Source organism: Nocardia sp. CA-084685 (assembly GCF_050955785.1).
Lineage (GTDB): Bacteria > Actinomycetota > Actinomycetes > Mycobacteriales > Mycobacteriaceae > Nocardia.
On the sequence record NZ_CP192094.1, the window covers coordinates 8,328,184 to 8,350,207 of the forward strand.

Sequence of the window (22,024 nt, forward strand, 5' to 3'; positions counted from 1 at the left end):
CCGGCTAAGAACGCTCGGAGTTACCGCCCGAGCACCGCAAGCATCCCCGCGACCGCCCTGGGCCAGGTGAACTGCTCCGCTCGGCTGCGCGCTGCCCTCCGACGACCGATGGTCGGCATCGCGAGCACATCGGTGACGGCTCGAGCGAAGGCGGACGGGCGATCGGCGGCGACCGCGCCGCATTCGGCGGTGACGATATCGGCGAGCGCCGAGGATCGGCTGGCCACGACCGGCGTGCCTGCGGCCAAAGCCTCCAGCGCGGCGAGGCCGAAGGTTTCGTGCGGGCCGGGTGCCAGCGAAACATCGGCGGTGGCAAGCAGTTTCGCCACCATGGCCCGGTCGGTGATGAATCCGGTGAAGTGCACTGCGGGCAGCCCACCGGTCAGTGGCGGTAGCGCACGGGCGCGACGCTCCAAGGCTTCGCGCCGCGGCCCCTCCCCCGCGACGACCAGCCGCGCCTCGACGCCTGCCTCGCGCAGCGCGCCGATGGCCTCGATGCTGCGATCGACCCGCTTCTCCACCGACAATCTCCCACAATGCACGAGCAGCGGATGCCCGGGCACGCCGAGATCGGCGCGCAAGCGATAGTCGCGGCGGCGCGGGCTGAACAGCTCCAGATCCACTCCGAGCGGCACCAGTTCGACATTGGGCGCATCGATGCGCAGGAACTCCGCGCGCGCGAATTCCGTCGTGCAAACCACGATGTCGTAGTCGTCGGCGGTGCGCCGGTTGGCGATATCGGCGCATCGGCGGGCCACCGGCCCTGGCATGACCTGGCCCAGCAGTCGGTCAAGGCGCTCGTGCGAGATCATCACGCTCGCCACGTCCCTGGTGCGCGCCCAGCGTCCGAACCCTCGCAGCGTCAGCCGATCCGAAACCTCGAGCACGTCCGGACGCAATCCGGCCAGCACATCGGCCACTCGGCGCGGATCCGCCGCCCGATAACCACCGGTCCACGGAATCGCCAAGGCAGGCAGGGTTATCCGCACGGCACCGGTTGGCAGGATCTCCTCGGTCCGGCGAGGTCCTGGCACGATCAGCACCACCTCGTGCCCGGCGGCCACATACCCCTCGCCCAGATGATGTAATGCGGTGCGCAGCCCACCCGACCGCGGACCGTAGAAGTTCGCCAGTTGCACGATGCGCACATCGCCGATCGTGCAGCCAATCGGGTTCCCCCTGGAACCGATGCGCCCAACACCGCATGAACACCCGTGAAAGACCCTGCTAACGGGTACGACGGCGCACACCCGGGAGGTCGCAAGCGACGCTCCTCGACGCCGAGACCGAGCGTTTCGATCAGCAGCCCCGGACCGGACATACCGGTCACCCGCGTGTGGTGCCGCGGCCTGCCCGAGGTAGATCCAGATCCAGCGGGATGCGCCCGACCGCCAGATGCGCCTCCACCTCATCGGCGGGCATCGGCCGCGCGATCAGAAACCCTTGCGCTCGATAGCAACCCAACCCGACCAGGGTCCGCGCGGCGACCGGCGTCTCGACGCCCTCCCCCACCACACCGAGCCCGAACGACCCGGCCAACCCGATGATCGATTTCACGATCGCCAGATCGTCCGTGCTCGCGCCGAGCCGCTGCACGAAGCCGCGGTCGATCTTCACCGCATCGACCGGAAGCGCCTTCAGATGCGACAGCGAGCTGTATCCGGTGCCGAAATCATCGATAGCGATCTGCACGCCCATTCGCTTGAGTCCGCGCAGCGTGACCTGGGTGCGCGCCAAATCCTGCACGACCACATGTTCGGTGATCTCCAGGCAGACCGAACTGCCATCGATCCCGAACAGCCGCAGAATATCCTCGATCCGCTCCACGAAATCCAGGCTGACCAATTGAACCGGCGAAACATTGATCCGCATCACCACATTCGCCGCCAGCCCCCGCCTGCGCCATTCGGCGAACTGCGCACAGGCCGACCGAATCACCCAACGCCCCAGCTCACCCGCGAGATTGGTGGCCTCGGCGACGGTGACGAACGCACCGGGCGGCAGCAGCCCCCTGGTCGGGTGCAACCAGCGCACCAGCGCCTCCAGCGCCACCACCCGCCCGGTGCGCAGATCGACCTCGGGCTGATAGTGCAGCAGCAGCGAGCCGTCGGAGACCGCACCGCGCAGATTCAGCTCCACATCGTCCTGTAATTCGAACTGCGCGCGCATGGCGTCGGTGAAGACCGCGACCCCATTGCCGCCGCCCGATTTCGCCGACAGCAGCGCGTGATCGGCCCGGCGCAGCACATCCGCGACCGTGGTCTCCCCGGGGATACCCACCGCTACTCCGACGCTGGCGCCACGGCTGACCGATTCCCCGCCGACAGTGACCCGCCGTCCGATGAGCTGCTGGATCCGCGTCGCCTCCAATTCGGCGGCCACCGCATCCATCGGTTTGGCCGGAACGATGACGAATTCGTCGCCACCGAGTCGGGCGATCATGTCATTGGGATCGAGATTCTCCCGCAGTCGCGAGGAGAGTGTGCGAATGAAATTGTCCCCCGCGGTATGTCCGAGAAAATCGTTGAGCGCTTTGAGCCGGTCGAGATCGAGGAAGAAGGCGGCCACCGGGCCGGGACTGCCCGGTTTGAGTCGCTGTTCCATATGTTCGAGCAGCGCCCGCCGGTTCGCCAGCCCGGTCAAATCGTCGTGCAGCGCGATATATCGCAATCGTTCTTCGGCAACCACGCGCGCCTGCAGCTGGGCGAAGAGCGCGGCGATCGCCTTGAGCACATTCAGTTCCCGGGTGCTCCAGTCGCGATCGCCCTGTTTGATGAATCCCAGCACGCCGGTCGACTCGCCACGCGACAACAGCGGCACCGCGGCCATCGCGACCTGTGGGATGCCCGAGGAGCGCCGGATCGTCTCCTGATAGTCGGCGGATTGCTGAGACGGCCGCACGATGATCGGCTCGGTGGCGTGTTCCAATTCCCGGAATACCGAATCGGCATGTTCGAAATGCACGATCTTCAGCGGGTCCGGATCCGGTATGTCACCGCGGTGCGGCCATTCCGCGATGAGCACAGTCGCCCGCTGCTCTCTATCGGTATGGCGTAAGTAGCTGAAATCGACATCGAAATGCTCGACCAGCCTGGCCAGCACACGTTCACTCGCCGCCACCATCGTTGTGGCGTCGACGCCCATCAACTCCGAGGCGACCTGGGTCACCAGTGAGTCGAGCGTTCGCCGAGGCACCATATCTCCGATCGCGCTAGCTGCGGTTGCCCGCGCCCGGCACTGGAAGCCGCCTGCTGCGGACCGTGGCTGCTACCGAGTAGCTCAGGCGAAGCACCAATGCCATGATCTCATGCTCAGGTACTCCCAGCAGGTCCAGGAAACGGCCCTGAAGTGAGGTAAGTGTATCCGCGAAATCCGGGGAAATCCCTTTCAGCTCGTCGGGGTGCCGCGCGTAAAGGAACAAAGGCGAGACCGGTTGCACCGCAAGACCGAGCCGTTGCGCCGCGATCCAGAGCCGCTGCACGGCCGCGCCGCCGCGGGCGTAATCGGCAAGTGATACCGACTCTGCGCCGGATCGACGCGGAACGGTTATCGCGAGCAACGCCGAACTCGACAGCACGCGGTCGCGCGTGTACTCGCCGAGCGCCGCGCCGCCGGACCATTCGCGCAACCGATCCATCACATCCGAGCGCTCGCCGATGCGGATCTTGGCCTGCTCGTCGGCGGCCAACTCCATACTCCGGATATCGATCCCGGTGCGCGGATCCTCGCCGGGCCAGCGCAGCTCGCCGAACATCTCCTGATGCAGACGCGGGGTCAGATAGCGGATGCGATCGGATTCGCCGAGCAGTGCGGCCGCGGCAGCCAGGTCGTCGGTTTCGGTGATGGCGTGGACCGTCGCATCGATGGCGGCCGCGTCCAAAGCGGGCAGGACATGATCCGCCAGCGGCGTGCCAGTGCCGAGGTGTCGGTTCGTCTCACGGGTCAGCGTGTACGGATAGTCCGCGGCCAGTGCGGAATCGGTGCCGTTGCCCAGATGTAGTACCGCCGAAAATGGAGTGGAGTTGTTCTCGACGAACTCGTGCCTGCCGAGTAAGCCGTGTGCGGCGGCCGCCGCGCGCGCGTTGTACAGCGCCGCGCCGATTGATACCGCGCTGGCGCGATAGCCGATGTCCATTGCCGACGAGCGCGTTCGGACGAGGTCGATGCGTAGCTCATCGCCATCGACGCGCAGGTACCAAGGCTGGGTATTGCCGCCCGACGGCGCTCGCTGCGCTGATTGGAGCACCTTCTCGACTGCGGATCCGCCCGGATCCGGCACACCGCATTCTGGCACCGGAAATTCGTCGGACACTTTCTCGCACACCGGCTCCGGTTCGGCCAACTCGTCCAGACCGCGTTCCAGATCGAACCGGGTCCGCCCCGAGGACAACTTCTGGCCGAGCCCGATCCGGCGCACCGCCGCCGCCACGATGGCCGCACCCAGTTGGACATCACCGCCGAGCTGCGGCCAGGTCGTCACGGTTTCGTCGATTTCGACCAAACTCGCGGCCATCCGGGCCGAGAGCTCCTTCGGGTCGAGAATCCGCATGACGTGCGGCGCCTTGTCTTTCGTGGACAGCCCGCGTAGATCCGCGCCGAGGGTCGCGCCGAGCAGGCCGTGGAACGGTGGACGGTCCGGTTCCAGGTCATAGCGCTCGACATCGAGCAGGCCGCGATCGCTGGTATCCATCAGCAGCGGAATGCGCTGTCGGCGTGCTCCTTCTCGGACGGCGAACTTGATATCGAGCGAATCGCATTCCTCCACGACCAACGACAATCCGTGCAGGAATGCGTCGATGGTGTCCTCGTTGATGCCCGCGGTGGCGACCTCGACCGGTAGATACGGATCGAGTTCGGCGATCCGGCGCGCGGTCACGATGGACTTGTTCACGCCGATATCGAAGATTCCACCGGGGACCCGGTTCAGATTCGACAGCTCGATATCGTCGAAATCGGCTAGGCGCAGTAGGCCGCAGGTGCCCTCGAGGGCCAGCGCGTAAGCGACGGCATGCCCGACGCTCTGTCCGACGACGCCGACCGCAAGACCGGCACAGCGTTCCTGTTCGGTGCGGGTGAGCTTGTTCTGGTTGCGGTCCAAGCGAATTGCCCGAAATGTCTTTTCACCGGGCAACCCGACGAGCGTGCGCCGCCACGGGTAATAGACCCATCGGTCCGTCTCCGGCCCCCCGAGATCCGGCGGCGGTCGACGCACCTTGGCGATTTCGGCGTGCAGCACATCACGCAGATCGAGAATGCGGACCTGCGGTGATTTCCGTAATTGCACGAGAATCGGTGCGTCTGCAGTGGCATTTTCATCGAGAATCAGCGGGCGGTGGTCCGCGGTGAAGTCACCGTTCATCCCTGCGCCAATCCTCCGATCCCTGATTCACTCGAGGGCGCTCGACCATGCGGCGACAGCCCGGCATCGAGGGCCGCACACTCCAGCACAGTCAACGAACTCTGCAATTTTGTGGCTAATGACCGATATGTCTGGGTATCCCACCACATCGGAATGGTCTGATAGCGATGGTCAGGATAGGGCACGGCCGGAATCCGATCAGCGACATACCCACCGCTCGAGTGGTATAGACCGATATTTCGCGTGGCAGTGGTGACGAAACCGAACCTGGCATCGAGCAGTCGAGCGGCGTGCACGACACAGCGGGAGACCGCGGCGGCGAGCGCGGCGCGATTCTCTGCCACTCGGGAGACCCACACCGCCTTCACCTCGACCACACCTTCCGGTATCCGATCGGCAACCGTCGCGCGCAACTCGGCGGCACCGGGTCGACCGGCCCAGGCGCGCAGTGCGTGCACTTCGTCGGCTACACCGTAGGGACCCTGTGCCCGCAATCCCGCGACCACCGCTCCGGAGGGATCTACCGCGGCGAAGAACAGCGAAGTCGAACGGCCGTCGACAACGCTGTCGTATTCCAAAGCGTGATCAACGCCGTAGTGCCGGTAAACCTGCAGCGCACCGCGCAGATAGCGGCGCCACAGATCGGGATGAGCCTGCGGAGTAGCGACATGAAAGACATATCCAGAATGCATGTCGCGAAACCGCAACACCTCGGCATCGCGCGTTCCCCCCGAGCCGACTGCGATTGTTTCGACAGTCATGGTGTTCCTACTCCGTTTGCTACCGCACATCCGCACGGTCATCGAGCCGGCCCGACCGACTCGCCAGACGACTCGCCGGTCAGGTGAGTTTGCCTAGGGCAGTATCCGTCATACGACAATATTTGACCAGATATCTGGTTAATCTTCCGAAAACTGATTGTCCGCAACGAAATCACCGCAGGTCAGGACACTCGAACATGCCATCGAATAGATCGTGGAGACCAGTCGGTACTGACGCAGCTAACGGGAGGCAAACTTAAACCAGGATAGAGATGAACAGTTCGACCGACTCCGGCCCACGCCAGATCTCGATCTCCTCCCGGTACGCACGGGTGATCTCGGCGGACGCCGTCGCATCGTCGACCTGGGCCCACACATCCTCGACCGGATCGTGGTAATCCCCGTTCGGTTCGAACCGAGCGTAGACACCCTTGGGCACCTTGACCAGTACGTCACCGACCGGAACCGCGCCGGGAGCGGAGTACTCGAAACACACGACGGCGTTGTAGTTTCCGGCCGGATCCGGCACGTACACGGTATACATCGGCTGGTCGGCGCCCGCGCGGTCGCGCAGCCGATCCTTGAGGAATTCGATCAGATCGCTATTGCTGACCTTGAAGCTCGGACGTACCCGCGGCACCACCAGACCGCCGTAGATGGCCTCGCGGCGCACCACGATCGCGTATGTCATCGCGCCTCGACCGCCAGGTAGAGATCGATCTTGTAGGCGTGCGGATAACACTCGAAATCGCCGGTATAGGTCCGTTTGATCTGGTTGTGTTCCTCGGCGTAGGCGATCTGCGTCCACAGGTCGGTCATCACCTGCGGGAAGTTACCGACCGAGGAGAATCTCGCATAGGTGCCGCGCGGCAGCCGCGCCACCAGATGACCGCGGGTGACCTCATCGAAGGACACGCACTCATATCCGACGATCTGGGTGTTGTAGGTGCCGAGTTCACCGGAGTAATCGGTGTAGGCGCTTGCCAGCTGACCGCCGAGTTCCTGATGCAGTACCGCCGCCCATGCGGCCTCGAGGTCGTGGTCCCGCAGTTCCCCGAGCGCACGTTTCGGGCTGCGCACCGGGAGCCCGGCAACCCACGTTTCGTCTCGCTCGACGATTTCAAACTGCATGGAATGACTCTTTCGAGGTGAACCCGGGGGCGTTGCCCGCATCCGGTCGGTCAGAAAGGCCATGCTATCAACTCGACCGCGTGGTCCGGCTCACATGTCCGGGTCGTTATGCACGCCTCATCCCCTCGTTGAACTGGTCGAGCGACCTGTACGCAAACAGATGGCGATCGATGCGTGACCTGCGGCACCATGTGATCGTGTGCGAGACCATCGCCGAACTCGATGCCACGGTCGCGGATTGCTTCGCCTGCCCGCGGCTGGTCGCCTGGCGGGAACGGGCAGCCGAGGAGAAGCGCGCCGCTTACCGTGACGAAACCTATTGGGGCAGGCCGGTTCCCGGATACGGTCCCGATGACGCACGACTGCTCGTCGTCGGGCTCGCCCCGGCCGCCCACGGCGGCAATCGAACCGGGCGGATGTTCACCGGCGACCGCAGTGGGGATTTCCTCTATGCCGCCATGTACAACGTTGGACTGGCCAATCAACCGACGGCGGTGCACCGCGACGACGGACTGCGGCTGATCGGCGCACGGGTCACCGCGCCGGTGCACTGCGCGCCGCCCGACAATAAGCCGACGCCCGACGAGCGGGATCGCTGCAGTCACTGGCTGAAAACCGAATTGGATCTGCTTACACCGACATTGCGGGCCGTGGTCGTACTCGGTGCGTTCGGCTGGCAGGCGCTGCTTCCGGTGCTTGCCACATCGGGTTGGACGGTGCCGCGTCCACGTCCCAAGTTCGGGCATGGCGCTCACGTTGTGCTGCCGCCGACTGTCGATGATCGGGCGCCGCTGCAGTTATTCGGCTGCTATCACGTCAGCCAGCAGAACACTTTCACCGGTCGGCTCACCCACGACATGCTGGAGGCGGTGCTGGCCGCCGCGGCGACCGCCGCGGGTCTTCCCGGCCGCCGGAGCTGAGCAGAGAATCAGGACGGCGCGGTGATCTTGGTAATGACGGTGATGCCCTCGCGCGGCGCGACGCTGACGAACTGTCGATAGGTGCGCACCGTCGCATCCGGTCGGAATTCGGTGATGACGACGTCGAAGCGACCGTCGAGCATCGGGGTGATCATTACGCAGTGCTGGGTGCCGGGTGGAATCGATTTGATACCCGCGTCGATCAACGCCACCGACGACACCACCGCATCCGGTGTGGTCAGTGCGCGAGCGTTCGAGGCCGAGTGAGTCACGTAATAGGCGTATTGGAAGGCCAGGATCACATCCGGTCCGGAATCAGTCGAGCCGGTTCCGTTGCCGCGCACCAACTCTTCGGTGCGGGTCGGCTCACAATTCGATCCGCCGCCGAGCACCGGATCGATGATCGTGGCAGTCGACCGCCGAGTATTGCTCGCCTCGGCCGTGTACACGAGCACCAATGCCACCGCCGCCAATGTCCCGAAGATCGCGGCACTGCCGACCAGCCAGGGTCTACGCGCCGGACGCCGCTTGCGGCGGCGTGGGCGCGTCGGCGGGAGGACACGTGGTACCGATCCGGACGGGAGCATGCCCGGCCACAGCGGATCGGTCGAGCGACTACCGCGCACCATGATCTCGCCACACCCCTTCACCGTGCCGCTGGGGCGACCCTTTCAATGCCGTTGTGCAATAACAAGATTGCATAAATGCGTCGGTAAGGCGACAGAATGGGCCCGACAGAATCGGTCAATAGACCAGCACACTACGTCCGCACCGCCCGCGGCCGCGCGCGCTTCCTGCGACTTTAGAGGTTTCCCACAACCGCCGGGCCGAAGGTTCGTAATGACGGGCATACCATGATCAATCCGCGCCGGTATGCTCTTCCGGAAACGATGTCCAGCGGAAATACCAGCTCAGCAATGCATTTCGGTGCATTCGGCGGCATAGTAGAACGCCTGCGACGATGCCGCACGACAACGATGTCCGGCCGCCGCAGTCCGTCGAACGCCTATCCAATTCGGATAAGGCACTCGCCAGGACACCGAAAACTGCGTTATCGGAAGACAAACCAGGAGTGACTCTCGTGCGAAACCTCTTTACCGCCGACGGGCGATTCCCGAATGTCGTCGTGACGAGTCTCGCGGCGACCACGTCGATCGCGGGTGATGTCGACGCGACGTGGAAGGGACTGCTCAACGGCGAGAGCGGAATCGACGTGCTGGAGGATCCCTTCGTCGAGGAGTACGACCTGCCCGTCCGCATCGGCGGTCAGCTGAAGGTTCGCCCGGAAACCCTGCTGACCCGGGTCGAACAGCGTCGGATGGCCTATGTCGAACAGCTCGCGACGGTCCTCGGACGTGAGGTGTGGCGCAATGCGGGCAGTCCGGAGGTGGATCCCGAACGGCTGGGTGTGGCGATCGGCACCGGTATCGGCGGCGCCGATGCCATCACCGATGCGAACAACAAGCTGAAAAGCGGTGGCTATCGCAAGATTTCGCCGCTGGCCGTGCAGATGATCATGCCGAATGGCCCGTCAGCGGTCGTCGGCCTGGAATTGAAGGCGAAGGCAGGTGTGATCACGCCGGTCTCGGCGTGCTCGTCCGGGTCCGAGGCAATTGTCAACGCTTGGCGCATGATTGCGATGGGTGACGCCGATATGGTCGTCACCGGCGGCGTCGAGGGATACATCGATGTTCTCCCGATCGCGGCCTTTACCATGATGCGCGCGATGAGCACCCGCAACGACGATCCGAAGGGCGCCTCACGTCCGTTCGACTCCGATCGCGACGGTTTCGTCTTCGGCGAAGCCGGTGCGCTGATGGTCCTCGAGACCGAGGAGCATGCCAAGGCCCGCGGCGCGACCATCCATGCGCGCCTGCTCGGCGGCGGCATCACTTCCGACGGTTACCATTTGGTCGCTCCCGCGCCCGATGGCGACGGCGCGGCACGCGCGATGACCCGGGCCATGCAGATCGCAGGTCTGACCCCGAAGGACATCACCCACATCAACGCGCACGCGACCGCGACACCGATCGGCGATACCGCCGAGGCGAACGCGATCAACAAGGCCGTCGGTAACCACGCCTCGGTCTACGCGCCGAAGTCCGCGTTGGGACATTCGATCGGTGCGGTGGGCGCACTGGAATCTATTCTGACCGTGCTCAGCATCCGCGACGGCATCGTCCCGCCGACCCTCAACCTCGACAACCAGGATCCCGAGGTCGATCTGGATGTGGTGCACGGCGAGGCGCGCAATCAGGAGATCGAGTACGCGATCAACAACTCGTTCGGGTTCGGTGGGCACAACGTCGCGCTCGCCTTCGGCCGGTACTAGCGGACGAGGATGGCACGCGGGTAGAGCAGTTGGAAGCCGAGCTTCTGGACGTTCTGCTGTGACTTCGAACCCGGAAGGGTCGTAACCACCGCGAGGTCACAACCCGCGGCCGCCGCGGCGGCGAGGCGCATCGACAGCAGTGCACCCTGCACGCCGCGGCGGCGGAATTCGGGAAGGGTCGCCGCACCACATAATTGGGCAATGCCATCGCTGAGGCGCAGGCTGGCGCCACCAACGGGCTTACCGTCGATCATGGCCAGCGAGCCGACGAAACCGTTCGTCGCGGTGAGGTCTCGTTCGGCTTGTTCGATGGCCTCGCGCGGGAATTCCTCGTGCGAGGCAACGCCCTGGGTGTCCGGAGTGGCGAAGCCGTCCACGACGACATTCACCCAGGTCTCGAATTCGTGCCCGACGTCGCGGATCTCGATGCCCTCGGCCGGTCGTGCCCGTCGCCCCGGCTCGAGTCGCAAGCCCAGCACATTCTCGAACCCGAACAGCACATAGCCGCGGCGCGTCAGGCGTTCGACAACGGCGGGATCGGCCAGCGTGCTGACTTCGATCTGGACCGGCGCTTCCCGCTCGGCGAAGGCTTGTTCGACCGCGTCCAGCTCGGCGTCATCGAAGGCAGCGCCGTTCATTCCGACGCCGACCACCTTGTCCAGCGGTGAACCCGGGCCCGCCCACACCGCGAGACCGCCGCCGATGGGGCGCACCAGCACTCGCTGCTGCGGGTCCCGGCGGGCCGCCGCACGAGCGCCCTCTTCTATCAGGGTGCGTTCGGCATGCTCGACCCGCGCTGCGAGGTCCTGTCCGGCGAATAAACCGGAGACGAGTTCGGTTGGCATGGGGAATTACTACCTTGTCGGTAGCGACGGATTCATCTGATTTTAGCGCCGAGCGGGTTCGGCGTCTCGGAGGTGGCACGAACGAACTCGGCGTCCACCGACCAGGTTCCCGCGCCGACAATGAGCAGGAATGCGCTCCCGCACAGTTGCGCGAGATCGGTCCGGGACTCGTGCAGCAAGGCCCACCATCCGGATTTACCCGGGAACAATGCCGCATCGCCCCACAGCAGGGGCAATTTGGTGATGAGCAGCGCGCCGATCATGTCGACGATCATCGGAACTGCCGCGGCCCGCGTCAGCAGTCCGAACAGGATCAGGACTCCGCAGGCGGTTTCGAAGACACCGTCGAGCGGTGCGACGAAGCCGGCAGCCGGGATACCGACCTTCTCGAACCGGCCGGTGCCGAGTGCGTCGGGATAAACGAACTTCTGGATGCCTTCGGATAAGAACACCACGCCGACGAACAGGCGGATGAGGACAGTCGACGCGGGTGCGTTGGTTGTGGTCAGCCGAGTCGACCAGGTTCTGAACTGGGACATGCGCTATGCCTCCCGCTCACCGTGACCAGCCATTGTAATGCCTTGCCCGCCCGCAGTGTTCGATTCACTCGCGACCGTCCTGAGCGATGAGGACCCAGCAGTCGGCGTGCCGGGCGGCCTTCTCGCCAGTCGCGCCGATGGATCGACCCCAGATCGCCGAATGACCACTGCGGCCGAGGACATCCGCCTAGTGGTGGGTAGCGGCAACGGTGAGTTCATGCGCTAGTGCCCAGCTCGGATTTCGGCTTCGCTGGCGACGCCAGACGCGGCTGCCGTATCGGCAGCGGCGAGCCAGCGACGGCTGGCCATCTCCTGATCCGACCATGGGTGGTGGTGCGAATCCGACCGCGGAAGGTGGTTCGGCGCACGCTCGGCGAACTATCGTGGCTGTTATGCCTGTTACCGACGGTACCGAACCGCCAGTCATCCCCGGTGTGCGCCGATCGTTCGTGACAGCACGCGATGTCAAGTTCCACGTGACCGAATCCGGACCGCAGGACGGCCGTCCAGTCGTGCTGCTGCACGGCTGGCCACAGCACCACTACGCCTATCGCGATCTGCTCGCCGACCCGCCCGAAGGACTCCGGATCATCGCCCCCGACCTGCCTGGCTACGGCTGGTCGGGACCACCGCCACATCGATGGTCGAAGGAGGACGTCGCCTCCGATGTGTTCGCCCTCATCGATGCGCTCGACCTGGGACGGGTACTACTCGTCGGCCACGACTGGGGCGGTTACATCGGCTACCGCATGGTGCTGCGTGAACCCGACCGCTTCGACGGCTATCTGGTGCTGAATATGGCCCATCCCTGGGTACCGCCGACGACGGTCATGCGACAAATGTGGCGCTTGCTCACCTACCAGCCGCTGGTCGCCACCGTGGGCGTACCGCTCCAACAGCGCACCCGATTCCTCGAATGGCTCATCGGAGGGGCGATCACCGACCGCAGCAAGGTCAGCCCCGAGGTGATCCGCATATTCGCCGACCGCTTCCGCGATCCGGTCTGCGCCCGCGCCGCCACCGACACCTACCGCACCTTCTGGCTGCGCGAAATTCCGGAAACCGCACGTCATCCCGAACGCCGCCGCGCCACCATCCCGATCCGCGCCCTCTTCGGAGTCGACGACCCCGCCGTTCACCGCTCCCTGGCCGCCGCCGAAACCGCCCGCGCCGACGATTACACCTTCGAACCGGTGACCGGCTGTGGACATTTCGTCGCCGATGAGCGCCCCGAACTCGTCCGCGCCCGTCTGATCGAACTGGCCGCGGACACGAAGTAGCCCTTGTCACTCGGGCTTTCGCGCCCATACCGTTGGCCGCCGAGGAATCCCATGCTTGGCGCGAAAGACCGAGGAGAATTATGAGCCGATCGGCAGTCGTGACCGGTGCGTCGTCCGGTATCGGAAAGGCAACGGCCGCAGCCCTGGTCACGCGCGGCTTCCAAGTGATCGGGACCAGCCGGAATCCGGAGTCGATCCCGCCCGCCGACCGAGTGGCCGATGTCGAGTACCGCGCGCTCGATTTGACCGATGCCGAGTCGATCCGCGTATTCGTCGACGGGCTCGACGGTGTCGACGTGCTGATCAACAATGCTGGCGAGAGCCAGGCGTGTCCGCTGGCCGAATTGCCGACCGCCGCGGTCGAGCGACTATTCCAGCTGAATGTGCTCGGACCGGTCACACTGACCCAGGCGGTGCTCCCCGGAATGCGCAGCCGTGGCTATGGGCGGGTGGTCATGGTCGGGTCCATGCTGGCCAGCTTCCCGATGCCGTACCGGTCCTCTTATGTGGCAACCAAGGCGGCCGTGCGGGGGTTCGCCACAGCGGCTCGATTCGAGGAGTCGCCGTTCGGCGTGTGGATCACCACCGTCGAACCCGGCCAGATCGATACCGGCCTGCGTGAGCGGCGCACCAAGTACATCGACGAGAACTCCCCGCACACTGCCGATTTCACCCGCTTCATGACCGAACTCGATCAGCAGCAAGCCAAAGGCATTACGCCACAACGGGTTGCCGACAGCATCGTCACGGCCGTCGAGGCGCGGCGGCCGCGGCCGCTGTATGCGGTCGGCAGCAACGCACCTGCCATGTTCGCGCTGCGTCGCCTGTCGCCGCGTACGGTCATGGAGAAGGTCATCGCCAGGGCCTACGGACTGTCTCGGTGATCATCCGCGGCTAGGGTCCGCGACACCGTAGCGGACGGTCGAGCGTATCGGTCCGACCGAGGTCGGCATGGGATCCGGTTTGCGGCTGGTGTCGTTGCCTTGATCATCTGCGCCGTGACGCGCCCGGCTCTGCCCTCGGCAGCGCCGAAGTCACAGCCATGACCGCCAGACCCGCATCGCGAATGATGCGGTCGAGGTCGTCGATGATATCGCTTATCGCATCTCGCGTCCGATCCGCCTGCCCGGATGCGCCTGGTTCCCGGTCGAATTCGATGCCGATCTTGTTGAGTTGGAGACCGGTATCGAGCAGATTTCGCACCAGGTTATCCGCGATCTCCGCGAAAGCGACTGTACTGCTGTCCAATTCGCCGGTATCGGGCTGTCGATGCGTGGTATGGCCGAACCGCTTGTCCCACATAATGATTCCTCTTGCCGGACAGGTCCCCTGACCGCCCTGGCCGCCGATTGCCTGGAATTCGTTCAGCGCCGGAAGTACCCCGTATCCCGTGTCCCAAACCTGGCGGCGACAGCGGCGGTGTTCGGCCATGAACAGGGTGTTGCACAGAGTGTGCTGAACCTATTGCCATGAGCGCCGCAGCGGGGCAGTGTGAACATGTCGGTGGCGCCACCGGGGTGCTGCCACGAACACCGAGGGAGTCGCTCGTGTACGCACGTTCTACGACTATTCAGGCGCAACCCTCTGCTATCGATGCCGGGATTGCGCACGTACGTGACGAGGTAATGCCGGCTGTAGAAGACATACCCGGCTGTGTCGGACTATCGTTGCTGGTCGATCGCCAGTCCGGCCGGTGCATCGTCACTACCTCATGGGAAACCGAGGACGCGATGAACGACAGCACCGATCGGGTCCGCCCCATTCGAGATCGCGCGGCCGCGGCGTTCGGCGGCGGCGGCACCCAAATCGAGCAATGGGAAATCGCTGCCCTCCATCGTGACCACCGCGCACAGCAGGGCGCTTGCGCCCGCGTTGTCTGGGTCAAGACGAACCCGGATCGACAGGACGCTGCGATCGAGACCTACAAATCCCAAGCCGTAGCCGGCATGGAATCCCTCGAGGGGTTCTGCAGCGCGAGCCTGCTGGTAGACCGCGCATCCGGCCGTGGCGTCTCCTGCGTCACCTTCGACACCGCCGACGCCATGGAGCGCAACCGCGAAGACGCCACCGCCCTGCGCGAGCGAATCACCCGCCAAGCCGGTATGCAGGTCGTCGACATGTGCGAATGCGAGCTGGCCATCGCCCACCTCCGCGTCCCCGAATTGGTGTAAACCGCACGCCTGCGACTCCCGATCGGTTGATCGGTCGGGAGCCGTCGGCGTCATGCCTCGTCCGCCACATCGACCGACGTCGGACCGATTTCCCTAGGACGCCTGACTCCCCTGACATATGCGGATCCCTGCCGAGACGGCTGCGCTGGCTCGGCCGAGCCACCTCGGACACATCCACCGATGGGCCTGATCCCACCGCCTAATGGCGGAGGAGAGTGATGCCGCAGGCGATGATCCAAGCGACCCAGCCCAGCCAGCCGACGAGGCCGAGCGGGGCGGCCCTGTTGGCGCCGGTGGCGTTGTAGGGGCTGATCGAGGATGAAGTGAAAAGCAGTGCGGCGCTCAGGTACCCGAGGATCACATGCCACGCGGGGAGGAAGTCGGCGCTCGCTCCGGCGGCACTGAAGCCGAGCAGCGCCAGCGCGAGGAAGACCTGGTTGAAGCCGAACAGCACATTGCTCAGACTCCACAGTCCCGCCAGTGCGTCGCGGTTGCGGGTGGCCGCCTCCGCCATGCCGAACCGCAAGGCCTCCACGACCGTGAATGTGACGTTCTGCATGAGCACTCCGGCGAACCCGACCAACGCCCAGGCCTGCGTGCCCGACCCACCGTCCCACAGCACCGAGAGCATTCCGGCAGCGAACACCGTGGCACACACCCACCCAGCCGGCGCCGCGACCGACGGCCGCTTCAGCGCCTCGCCCACAGCGGCGAAGGATTCCGACACAGCGTCGAACCCGTCGGACGACACCGGAAGTGGCAAACGGCCGCGCATGTAGACGACGTTGATCCCGACCGCGAGCAGCACGAATCCGAACCCGGCCAGGCCCGCCCACACAGTGAACTCCATGAAACGACCTCCCCAAATTGGCTTTACACAAGCTCTATTGAATATAGGTTTGGTAGCCTTATTGGGGCAATGGTGGAATCACAGACCGGACGGCGCCGCTACGAATCACTGCGCCGGATGACTCAGGCCAAGCAGACCCATGCCGAGATCGCCGAGGCCGCGCGCCGATTGTTCCTCGCCCGCGGCTGGGTCGCGACAACGGTGCGTGACGTGGCGCGCGAGGCAGGCGTTTCTGCGCCCACCGTGTACGCGGCGTATACGAACAAGGCGGGATTGGTACGCGCGCTGGTGGATGCCGCAGATCTGTCCGCCGATCCCGCCCGCATGATCGCCGAACTGGAGTCGACAGCAGATCCCCGGCGCCAGCTCGCCGCGATGGTCGGCTACGACCGGCGGTTGTTCGAACGCGCCGGGGATCTCATCGCCCTGCTGCGCGAGGCGGGTCGGCTCGAGCCCGACCTGGCCGCAGCCTACGAGCACGGTCGCCAGCTCGCGGATCGGACTCGGGTCCAGGTCTTCTCCTCCTGGCCCGAGTACACCCTGCGGGACGGACTGGACATGGCCACGGCCGTCGATATCTATGCCGCGCTGTGCAATATCGACGTCTACACCACGCTGATCGTGGAACGCGGCTGGTCACCGCAGCGGGTCGCGGACTGGTGGACCGGGGCACTCGATCGCGAACTGTTCGACCCCGAATCCCGCCGATGAGTCGCCGTTTCGTCGATGTCGGTGTTTCCGCTACCACGCGCATACCGGAACAGGAGCAACGATGCATAATTCGGCCGCTGACGTTCAATCGAACCAGCCCATGAAGGTCTTCGTCACTGGATCTACCGGCGCGATCGGCCGCTACCTCGTCCCCGCGCTGGTCCGCTCCGGCCACGCGGTAACAGCATTGGTGCGCACCGCGGAAAAAGCGGAAGCAGTGCGAACCCAAGGCGCAACACCCACCACTGCGGCGCTGTTCGACAAAGATGAACTCACCGCCACCCTCGCCGGTCACGATGCTGTCGTCAACATGGCCAGCGCTCTCCCATCCACCCGGCAGTTCATGTCCGATCGTGCTTGGCGCAGAAACGAACACGTCCGCATCGACGGATCGACAACTCTCGTCGACGCCGCATTGGCTGCCGGTGTCGGCATATTCATCCAGGAATCGGTCGCGATGATCTATCCCGACATGGGCGCCGACTGGATCACCGAGGACGTCCCCGCCGACCGCTACCCCCGCGCCGTCTGCAGCCTCGTCGCCGAGGACAACGCCCACCGCATCACGGCTGCGGGCGGAACCGGAATCGTGTTGCGCTTCGGCGTCTTCTGCGGCACCGGCGCTGCACACAGCGAAGAAATGCTCAGCGCCGCTCGCCATCACATCACACCGGTACTCGGCGACGCCGACGGCTACATCTCCACGATCCACCTCGCCGACGCGGCCGCGGCGGTCGTAGCCGCACTCACCGCCGCAGCTGGCACCTACAACATCGTCGACGACGAACCACTCACCAAACGCGACTACGCCACCGCCTTGGCCGCTGCTGTAGGCAAACGATCCTGGCTACGCGTTCCCGGCCGCGCCGCCCTTCTCGGCGGCCACCGACTCACCTCACTTACCCGCTCACTTCGAGTGAGCAACAACCGCTTTCGCACCACCACGGACTGGACCCCAAGACACCCCAGCGCCCGTGAGGCATGGCGAACTACCGCATCCTCATAGCGGATACCTATCGACATCGATCGAGTCGAGGGAGAAGATCATAGTTGGCGGTCAACGTCGCCCGCCCGGGGGATGCGATCAACGTCATCGCCGACAACGGTGCCATCGTCGAGACAATCCCGACGACACTGCGTATGGAGACCGGCCAGAACTTCTCCCTCACGCCTGCACTCGGCAGCACCGCGAGGACGCTGACGCTCACGCCGGCAGCTGGCGTGCCATCGCCCGCTGCGGTCAACACCCCGCCCGAGGTTGAGGGCCTGCTACATAACGCCCTGCTGGTAGGGGTGTTCGTGGGCGCGTCGGTCGGCTGCGCGGTCGGCGTTCTGATCGGCATCTGGTTCTTCCTGGTCGGTGCCGTTATCGGTTGCGCGATCGGCGCTGCCATCGGTGCCACTATCGGCCTGTTCTTCCCGATCTGATCGAGAATCCGCAGGACGAATCGAATCGAGGTGATCGACACGGGGTCGGGCGGATCACAGATCCGCTCCGGCTTCGGTATGCCGAATACGGGTCACTTGGCCGCCACGAAGCGTGACCGGAAAGCAGAAAACCCGGCCTGAGCCGGGCTTTTGGTGGAGCTAAGGGGAATCGAACCCCTGACCTTCTCGATGCGAACGAGACGCGCTACCAACTGCGCTATAGCCCCGTGCGGCTCCGGGGAACCGCGCTGTGACACTGTATCAGGCGGGGTGGGCAGACTCCGAATCGTGCCGTTGATCTGGGAAAATACATGTCAAGCTCCGGCGGCGCGGCGAATGTCGCCGGTGCTGCGACGCAGGGCGCGAGCGGTGGCGGGGTCGAAGGTTTCGAGATGTTCGAACATGGGGTCTTCGTCGTCCACCTCGATGAGGACGGAGCGGCGGCGCAGGGCGCGGGCGGTGTCGCGGTCCATGACGCGCTGTTGGGCGCGCTGCTCGGCCTCGCGTTCGGCCTCGATGTGCTCGCCGCGACTGCGGGCGAGGCGGGCGAGACGACGGCGGCGGATTTCCTCCTCCATGCGGACCTGCTTGCGTAGGTACGCCAGGTAGCTCACCAGAACGAGTGCGGAGCCGCCGCAGCCCCACCAGAACATCGGGCTCAGCGCCACCGAGAGTCCGCCGCAGGCGAGGGCAGCCAAGACGAGGCCGAGCACTGCGCGCTGACGGAAGGTGTAGCGGGCCGCGCGCGCGATGGCGTCGGCTTCCGGGTCGAAGCCGCCGCGGCCGCGCCGGGTCGGCACGAAATCCGAATCGTCGGAGCCGGATTCGTCGAATCCAGTGGGCGCCGCCGTCCGGGCCGGGGGGATTCGGGCGCCGGTCGATTCGGTGTGCTCTAAAGCCACCCGGTCATCATCGGCGCTCACCCGTTGCTTCGCAGCCGTTCGGGCCGTTGCGATTTCGGCATCATCGGAATCGGCGGAATCGAGTTCTTCGGCACCGTCGTCGAATTCGCCCTCCGCACTGTCGAATTCATCGTTTTCGGCATCGGATATCGCCGACTCGGCTTCGGGCGGGGTGTCCGCGGGATTGTCGTCCTCGGTGACCTGCTCGTCGGCCGGTGGGGCCATCCGGTCCTCCGCATCATCGCTGTGGGAAAGCTTTCTGTGCACTCGGGTCGGCCGGTAATCCGGATCACTGTCGTGTCCGGCGGCCGGGCCACTCTTCGTGCGCCGCTTGGAACCTCCGCGGTGCAATACGCGGGTCGCCAACGCCGCGTCGGTCGTCTGCCTGATCCTGGGGTGCCGGTCGGCGAGGATTGGGAACAGCACGAAGACCCAGAGCACGACCAGGCCAATCCACAGGATCGAATTCGGCATCCCGCCTCTGCACCTCCGTCCCCACCGCATCGTCCGCTCGGCCTTTCGACCGGGTCGCACCGCGCCCCGTCGCGGTGCGTTCGCTCGCCGCAAAACGCCTCGGACGGACGGACGCCCGGCCGCCGTGAGGTGTATTCGGCACTGCCTCACAGGCTGGATGCCGGGGGCGCGCGACGCACCTCCGACGTCCGTAGGTTAATTCCGTGTCGCACCAAGTTCGGTCAGGCGCGCCGTGCACATACGCCACACCTGTCACAGTTCCACCATTTGCGCCGCGCGTCGAAAACAGCCGGGCGCGTCTAAAACAGCACGGACGCACAGGTAGTTCAGGGCAGCGTGACCCGCCCATCGCGGACAAGTCGATCGATGACGGTCCCCGCCAGCTCCTCGACGGTGATGCCGACCAGCAGGTGATCACGCCAGGCCCCGTCCACATCCAGGTACCGCTTCAGCAGCCCCTCCTCGCGAAACCCCACATTGCGCAGAACCGCTTGACTGGCCAGGTTTTCCGGCCGCACGGTCGCCTCGACCCGATGTAATCCGACCGGCCCGAAGCAGTGGTCCAGCCCGAGCGCCAACGCGGCCGTCGCCACACCCTTCCCACCGGAATCCTTGGCCACCCAATAGCCGATCCACGCCGAACGCAGTGCGCCGCGCACGATATTGCCGATGGTCAGCTGCCCGCTGAACGCGCCGTCGACCTCGATCACGAGCGGAATCATCGCCCCGCGCCTGGCCTCGGACTTCAGACTCGACCACAGTGACGGCCAGTTCGACGTGTGGTTGCGCGCCTCCCACGCACCGCGCCCGGTCGGCTCCCATGGCTCCAGATGCGCCCTGTCGCGCAACCGGATCCGGCTCCATGCCGCCGCATCGCGCAACCGCACCGGACGCAATGTCACCTCCCCGGCCGCGACACGCACCGGTCCAAGATGCGCGGGCCAACCGGGATGCTGGGTGGCCCGGAACACATTCATCGTCTCCACGCCTCAGCCACGCTGTGCGAGAAATGCGACGCGGACCTCGTCACCGGTTCTGATCTCGGTGTCGTCCGGGTCGATCAGGATCAGACTGTTCGCCTCGGCCAGCGTGGCGAGCAGATGCGACGAACCCCCGGTGCCGCCGCCCAGCGGCTGTACCAGGTAGTCGCCGGTGGCCTCGTCGCGCATGAGCTGGGCACGCAGGTAGCCCTTGCGTCCGGCCATCGAGGTGATCGGCGTGATCGTTCTGGCGCGAATGATCCGGCGCATGGGATGTCTGCGCCCCAACGCGATTCGGATCAACGGTCGCACCATGACCTCGAAAACCACCAGTGCCCCAACAGGGTTCGACGGCAGGAGAAAGGTCGGCACCTCGTCGCGTCCGAGTCGCCCGAAACCCTGAACGGAGCCGGGATGCATAGCGACCCTGGTTATTTCGAGTTCGCCGAGCCCCTCGAGCGCTTCCCGCACCTGCTCCGAAGCCCACCCGCCGACGGCACCCGCGATCACCACGACCTCGGAGCGAACCAGCTGCCCCTCCACCACATCGCGCAGCCGCCGCGCATCCGAACTCACGATGCCGACGCGGTTCACATCCGCGCCCGCATCGCGCGCGGCGGCGGCCAGCGCATAGGAATTCACGTCGTAGACCTGGCCCGGTCCAGGCGTGCGATCGATATCGATCAGCTCGCCGCCCACCGAGATCACCGACAGTCGTGGACGCGGATGCACAAGCACTTTGTCCTGACCAACCGCGGCGAGCAGACCGACCTGCGGCGCACCGATGATCGTGCCCGCGCGCACCGCGACATCGCCGGGCTGCACATCGTCGCCGATGCGCCGGACATAGTCACCGGATCGCACCGGCTCGTACACCTTGATCCTGGCCCGGCCGCCATCGGTGAAATCCAAGGGCAGCACGGCATCGGCCAGCGTCGGCAGCGGCGCACCGGTATCGACCCGCACGGTCTGGCGCGGCTGCAATCGGATCGGCTGCTTGGAACCGGCGACCACCTCACCGACCACAGGCAGCGTCAGATCGACCAATTCGCCGTCCTCGTCGCGGATATCGGTGCCCGCCGCGGACACATCGACGCTGCGCACCGCGTAGCCGTCGATGGCGGCCTGATCGAAGCCCGGCAGCGGCCGCTCGGTGACGACATCCTCAGCACACAGCAGGCCTTGCGCCTCGGAGATCGCGACCCGGACCGGCCGGGGCGCGACCGCCGCGGCCGTCACCTTGATCTGCTGATCCTCAACCGAGCGCATCCAGCCCTTCCTGATCTCTGTCGCACCGACCCGATTCCGCAACCGCACAACCGAACCCGCGCGACGAGGTGA

The 22,024-nt window shown here is 65.4% G+C and carries 22 protein-coding genes and 1 tRNA gene; 8 read left to right on the forward strand and 15 right to left on the reverse strand.

What is annotated here, in order from left to right:
* Window positions 1-20: 20 nt before the first annotated feature.
* The 6 genes from ACQP2U_RS36680 to ACQP2U_RS36705 all read right to left on the reverse strand — a co-directional run bounded on the left by ACQP2U_RS36680 (window position 21) and on the right by ACQP2U_RS36705 (window position 7,251).
* Window positions 21-1,148: a glycosyltransferase gene (locus tag ACQP2U_RS36680; protein ID WP_433711734.1), complete on the reverse strand. Its 1,128-nt coding sequence runs from the start codon at window positions 1,146-1,148 to the stop codon at window positions 21-23.
* 178 nt (window positions 1,149-1,326) lie between these two features.
* Window positions 1,327-3,198, reverse strand: coding sequence for a putative bifunctional diguanylate cyclase/phosphodiesterase (locus ACQP2U_RS36685; RefSeq protein ID WP_433711735.1), 1,872 nt, complete (start codon window positions 3,196-3,198; stop codon window positions 1,327-1,329).
* Between the two features lie 13 nt (window positions 3,199-3,211).
* Window positions 3,212-5,359 carry an Rv1355c family protein gene (locus ACQP2U_RS36690; RefSeq protein WP_433711736.1) on the reverse strand — a complete coding sequence of 716 codons (2,148 nt, stop codon included), beginning with the start codon at window positions 5,357-5,359 and terminating at the stop codon, window positions 3,212-3,214.
* The gene (locus ACQP2U_RS36695; protein ID WP_433711737.1) at window positions 5,356-6,120 is read right to left on the reverse strand and encodes a hypothetical protein; all 765 of its coding nucleotides are present in this window, start codon (window positions 6,118-6,120) and stop codon (window positions 5,356-5,358) included. The genes ACQP2U_RS36690 and ACQP2U_RS36695 overlap by 4 nt, the downstream gene beginning before the upstream one ends.
* Before the next feature lie 256 nt (window positions 6,121-6,376).
* Window positions 6,377-6,811, reverse strand: coding sequence for an effector binding domain-containing protein (locus ACQP2U_RS36700; protein WP_364341071.1), 435 nt, complete (start codon window positions 6,809-6,811; stop codon window positions 6,377-6,379).
* Complete coding sequence (locus ACQP2U_RS36705) at window positions 6,808-7,251, reverse strand: GyrI-like domain-containing protein (RefSeq protein ID WP_062986487.1); 444 nt, start codon at window positions 7,249-7,251, stop codon at window positions 6,808-6,810. Before ACQP2U_RS36705 ends, ACQP2U_RS36700 begins: the two co-directional genes overlap by 4 nt.
* Window positions 7,252-7,421: 170 nt before the next feature.
* On the opposite strand from ACQP2U_RS36705, the gene ACQP2U_RS36710 reads away from it, so the two are divergent.
* On the forward strand, window positions 7,422-8,171 hold the full coding sequence (locus ACQP2U_RS36710) for a uracil-DNA glycosylase (RefSeq protein WP_433711738.1): 750 nt from the start codon (window positions 7,422-7,424) through the stop codon (window positions 8,169-8,171).
* A gap of 8 nt (window positions 8,172-8,179) precedes the next feature.
* Here ACQP2U_RS36710 and ACQP2U_RS36715 read toward each other — a convergent pair whose 3' ends face one another.
* Window positions 8,180-8,800, reverse strand: coding sequence for a hypothetical protein (locus tag ACQP2U_RS36715; protein WP_433711739.1), 621 nt, complete (start codon window positions 8,798-8,800; stop codon window positions 8,180-8,182).
* A gap of 452 nt (window positions 8,801-9,252) precedes the next feature.
* On the opposite strand from ACQP2U_RS36715, the gene ACQP2U_RS36720 reads away from it, so the two are divergent.
* Window positions 9,253-10,503: a KasA/KasB family beta-ketoacyl-ACP synthase gene (locus ACQP2U_RS36720; protein ID WP_433711741.1), complete on the forward strand. Its 1,251-nt coding sequence runs from the start codon at window positions 9,253-9,255 to the stop codon at window positions 10,501-10,503.
* Here ACQP2U_RS36720 and ACQP2U_RS36725 read toward each other — a convergent pair.
* Together ACQP2U_RS36725 and ACQP2U_RS36730 are read right to left on the reverse strand one after the other, a co-directional pair.
* Complete coding sequence (locus tag ACQP2U_RS36725; protein WP_433711743.1) at window positions 10,500-11,348, reverse strand: GNAT family N-acetyltransferase; 849 nt, start codon at window positions 11,346-11,348, stop codon at window positions 10,500-10,502. The two genes, ACQP2U_RS36720 and ACQP2U_RS36725, sit on opposite strands and share 4 nt — an antisense overlap.
* A 32-nt stretch (window positions 11,349-11,380) precedes the next feature.
* On the reverse strand, window positions 11,381-11,887 hold the full coding sequence (locus tag ACQP2U_RS36730; protein ID WP_433711745.1) for a DoxX family protein: 507 nt from the start codon (window positions 11,885-11,887) through the stop codon (window positions 11,381-11,383).
* A 392-nt stretch (window positions 11,888-12,279) separates the two neighbouring features.
* Between ACQP2U_RS36730 and ACQP2U_RS36735 the strand changes: the two genes are divergently transcribed.
* Window positions 12,280-13,167: an alpha/beta fold hydrolase gene (locus tag ACQP2U_RS36735; RefSeq protein ID WP_433711746.1), complete on the forward strand. Its 888-nt coding sequence runs from the start codon at window positions 12,280-12,282 to the stop codon at window positions 13,165-13,167.
* 80 nt (window positions 13,168-13,247) lie between these two features.
* Entirely contained in the window at window positions 13,248-14,051 is an 804-nt protein-coding gene (locus tag ACQP2U_RS36740) for an SDR family oxidoreductase (RefSeq protein WP_433711747.1), read from the forward strand.
* A 103-nt stretch (window positions 14,052-14,154) separates the two neighbouring features.
* On the opposite strand, the gene ACQP2U_RS36745 is transcribed toward ACQP2U_RS36740, so the two are convergent.
* Window positions 14,155-14,598 carry a hypothetical protein gene (locus tag ACQP2U_RS36745; RefSeq protein ID WP_433711750.1) on the reverse strand — a complete coding sequence of 148 codons (444 nt, stop codon included), beginning with the start codon at window positions 14,596-14,598 and terminating at the stop codon, window positions 14,155-14,157.
* Between the two features lie 116 nt (window positions 14,599-14,714).
* On the opposite strand from ACQP2U_RS36745, the gene ACQP2U_RS36750 reads away from it, so the two are divergent.
* On the forward strand, window positions 14,715-15,338 hold the full coding sequence (locus ACQP2U_RS36750; RefSeq protein WP_397037240.1) for an antibiotic biosynthesis monooxygenase: 624 nt from the start codon (window positions 14,715-14,717) through the stop codon (window positions 15,336-15,338).
* A 199-nt stretch (window positions 15,339-15,537) separates the two neighbouring features.
* Here ACQP2U_RS36750 and ACQP2U_RS36755 read toward each other — a convergent pair whose 3' ends face one another.
* Window positions 15,538-16,188: a 2-oxoglutarate/malate transporter gene (locus tag ACQP2U_RS36755; protein ID WP_433711752.1), complete on the reverse strand. Its 651-nt coding sequence runs from the start codon at window positions 16,186-16,188 to the stop codon at window positions 15,538-15,540.
* Between the two features lie 69 nt (window positions 16,189-16,257).
* On the opposite strand from ACQP2U_RS36755, the gene ACQP2U_RS36760 reads away from it, so the two are divergent.
* The 3 genes from ACQP2U_RS36760 (at window position 16,258) to ACQP2U_RS36770 (ending at window position 18,327) form a co-directional block, all read left to right on the forward strand.
* Entirely contained in the window at window positions 16,258-16,899 is a 642-nt protein-coding gene (locus ACQP2U_RS36760; RefSeq protein ID WP_433711753.1) for a TetR/AcrR family transcriptional regulator, read from the forward strand.
* A gap of 61 nt (window positions 16,900-16,960) precedes the next feature.
* Window positions 16,961-17,905 (forward strand): NAD-dependent epimerase/dehydratase family protein, encoded by a 945-nt coding sequence (locus ACQP2U_RS36765; RefSeq protein ID WP_433711754.1) that lies wholly within the window; start codon window positions 16,961-16,963, stop codon window positions 17,903-17,905.
* Window positions 17,906-17,949: 44 nt separating this feature from the next.
* Entirely contained in the window at window positions 17,950-18,327 is a 378-nt protein-coding gene (locus ACQP2U_RS36770) for a hypothetical protein (protein WP_433711755.1), read from the forward strand.
* 151 nt (window positions 18,328-18,478) lie between these two features.
* Here the strand turns inward: ACQP2U_RS36770 and ACQP2U_RS36775 are convergent.
* From ACQP2U_RS36775 to glp, 4 genes are all read right to left on the reverse strand, one after another.
* Window positions 18,479-18,554, reverse strand: a tRNA-Ala gene (locus tag ACQP2U_RS36775).
* Window positions 18,555-18,641: 87 nt separating this feature from the next.
* Complete coding sequence (sepX, locus tag ACQP2U_RS36780; protein WP_433711756.1) at window positions 18,642-19,703, reverse strand: divisome protein SepX/GlpR; 1,062 nt, start codon at window positions 19,701-19,703, stop codon at window positions 18,642-18,644.
* 326 nt (window positions 19,704-20,029) lie between these two features.
* Window positions 20,030-20,680: a GNAT family N-acetyltransferase gene (locus tag ACQP2U_RS36785; RefSeq protein WP_433711757.1), complete on the reverse strand. Its 651-nt coding sequence runs from the start codon at window positions 20,678-20,680 to the stop codon at window positions 20,030-20,032.
* Window positions 20,681-20,692: 12 nt separating this feature from the next.
* Complete coding sequence (gene glp / locus ACQP2U_RS36790; protein ID WP_433711758.1) at window positions 20,693-21,952, reverse strand: molybdotransferase-like divisome protein Glp; 1,260 nt, start codon at window positions 21,950-21,952, stop codon at window positions 20,693-20,695.
* Between the last annotated feature and the right edge of the window lie 72 nt (window positions 21,953-22,024).

What these genes read in the sequence shown, in the direction of transcription:
- ACQP2U_RS36685 (WP_433711735.1), bottom strand. Translation starts at nt 3,198, where the DNA reads ATGGTGCCTCGGCGAACGCTCGACTCACTGGTGACCCAGGTCGCCTCG.
- ACQP2U_RS36690 (WP_433711736.1), bottom strand. Translation starts at nt 5,359, where the DNA reads ATGAACGGTGACTTCACCGCGGACCACCGCCCGCTGATTCTCGATGAA.
- ACQP2U_RS36695 (WP_433711737.1), bottom strand. Translation starts at nt 6,120, where the DNA reads ATGACTGTCGAAACAATCGCAGTCGGCTCGGGGGGAACGCGCGATGCC.
- ACQP2U_RS36700 (WP_364341071.1), bottom strand. Translation starts at nt 6,811, where the DNA reads ATGACATACGCGATCGTGGTGCGCCGCGAGGCCATCTACGGCGGTCTG.
- ACQP2U_RS36705 (WP_062986487.1), bottom strand. Translation starts at nt 7,251, where the DNA reads ATGCAGTTTGAAATCGTCGAGCGAGACGAAACGTGGGTTGCCGGGCTC.
- ACQP2U_RS36710 (WP_433711738.1), top strand. Translation starts at nt 7,422, where the DNA reads ATGCGTGACCTGCGGCACCATGTGATCGTGTGCGAGACCATCGCCGAA.
- ACQP2U_RS36715 (WP_433711739.1), bottom strand. Translation starts at nt 8,800, where the DNA reads ATGGTGCGCGGTAGTCGCTCGACCGATCCGCTGTGGCCGGGCATGCTC.
- ACQP2U_RS36725 (WP_433711743.1), bottom strand. Translation starts at nt 11,348, where the DNA reads ATGCCAACCGAACTCGTCTCCGGTTTATTCGCCGGACAGGACCTCGCA.
- ACQP2U_RS36730 (WP_433711745.1), bottom strand. Translation starts at nt 11,887, where the DNA reads ATGTCCCAGTTCAGAACCTGGTCGACTCGGCTGACCACAACCAACGCA.
- ACQP2U_RS36735 (WP_433711746.1), top strand. Translation starts at nt 12,280, where the DNA reads ATGCCTGTTACCGACGGTACCGAACCGCCAGTCATCCCCGGTGTGCGC.
- ACQP2U_RS36740 (WP_433711747.1), top strand. Translation starts at nt 13,248, where the DNA reads ATGAGCCGATCGGCAGTCGTGACCGGTGCGTCGTCCGGTATCGGAAAG.
- ACQP2U_RS36745 (WP_433711750.1), bottom strand. Translation starts at nt 14,598, where the DNA reads ATGGCCGAACACCGCCGCTGTCGCCGCCAGGTTTGGGACACGGGATAC.
- ACQP2U_RS36755 (WP_433711752.1), bottom strand. Translation starts at nt 16,188, where the DNA reads ATGGAGTTCACTGTGTGGGCGGGCCTGGCCGGGTTCGGATTCGTGCTG.
- ACQP2U_RS36760 (WP_433711753.1), top strand. Translation starts at nt 16,258, where the DNA reads ATGGTGGAATCACAGACCGGACGGCGCCGCTACGAATCACTGCGCCGG.
- ACQP2U_RS36765 (WP_433711754.1), top strand. Translation starts at nt 16,961, where the DNA reads ATGCATAATTCGGCCGCTGACGTTCAATCGAACCAGCCCATGAAGGTC.
- sepX (WP_433711756.1), bottom strand. Translation starts at nt 19,703, where the DNA reads ATGCCGAATTCGATCCTGTGGATTGGCCTGGTCGTGCTCTGGGTCTTC.
- ACQP2U_RS36785 (WP_433711757.1), bottom strand. Translation starts at nt 20,680, where the DNA reads ATGAATGTGTTCCGGGCCACCCAGCATCCCGGTTGGCCCGCGCATCTT.
- glp (WP_433711758.1), bottom strand. Translation starts at nt 21,952, where the DNA reads ATGCGCTCGGTTGAGGATCAGCAGATCAAGGTGACGGCCGCGGCGGTC.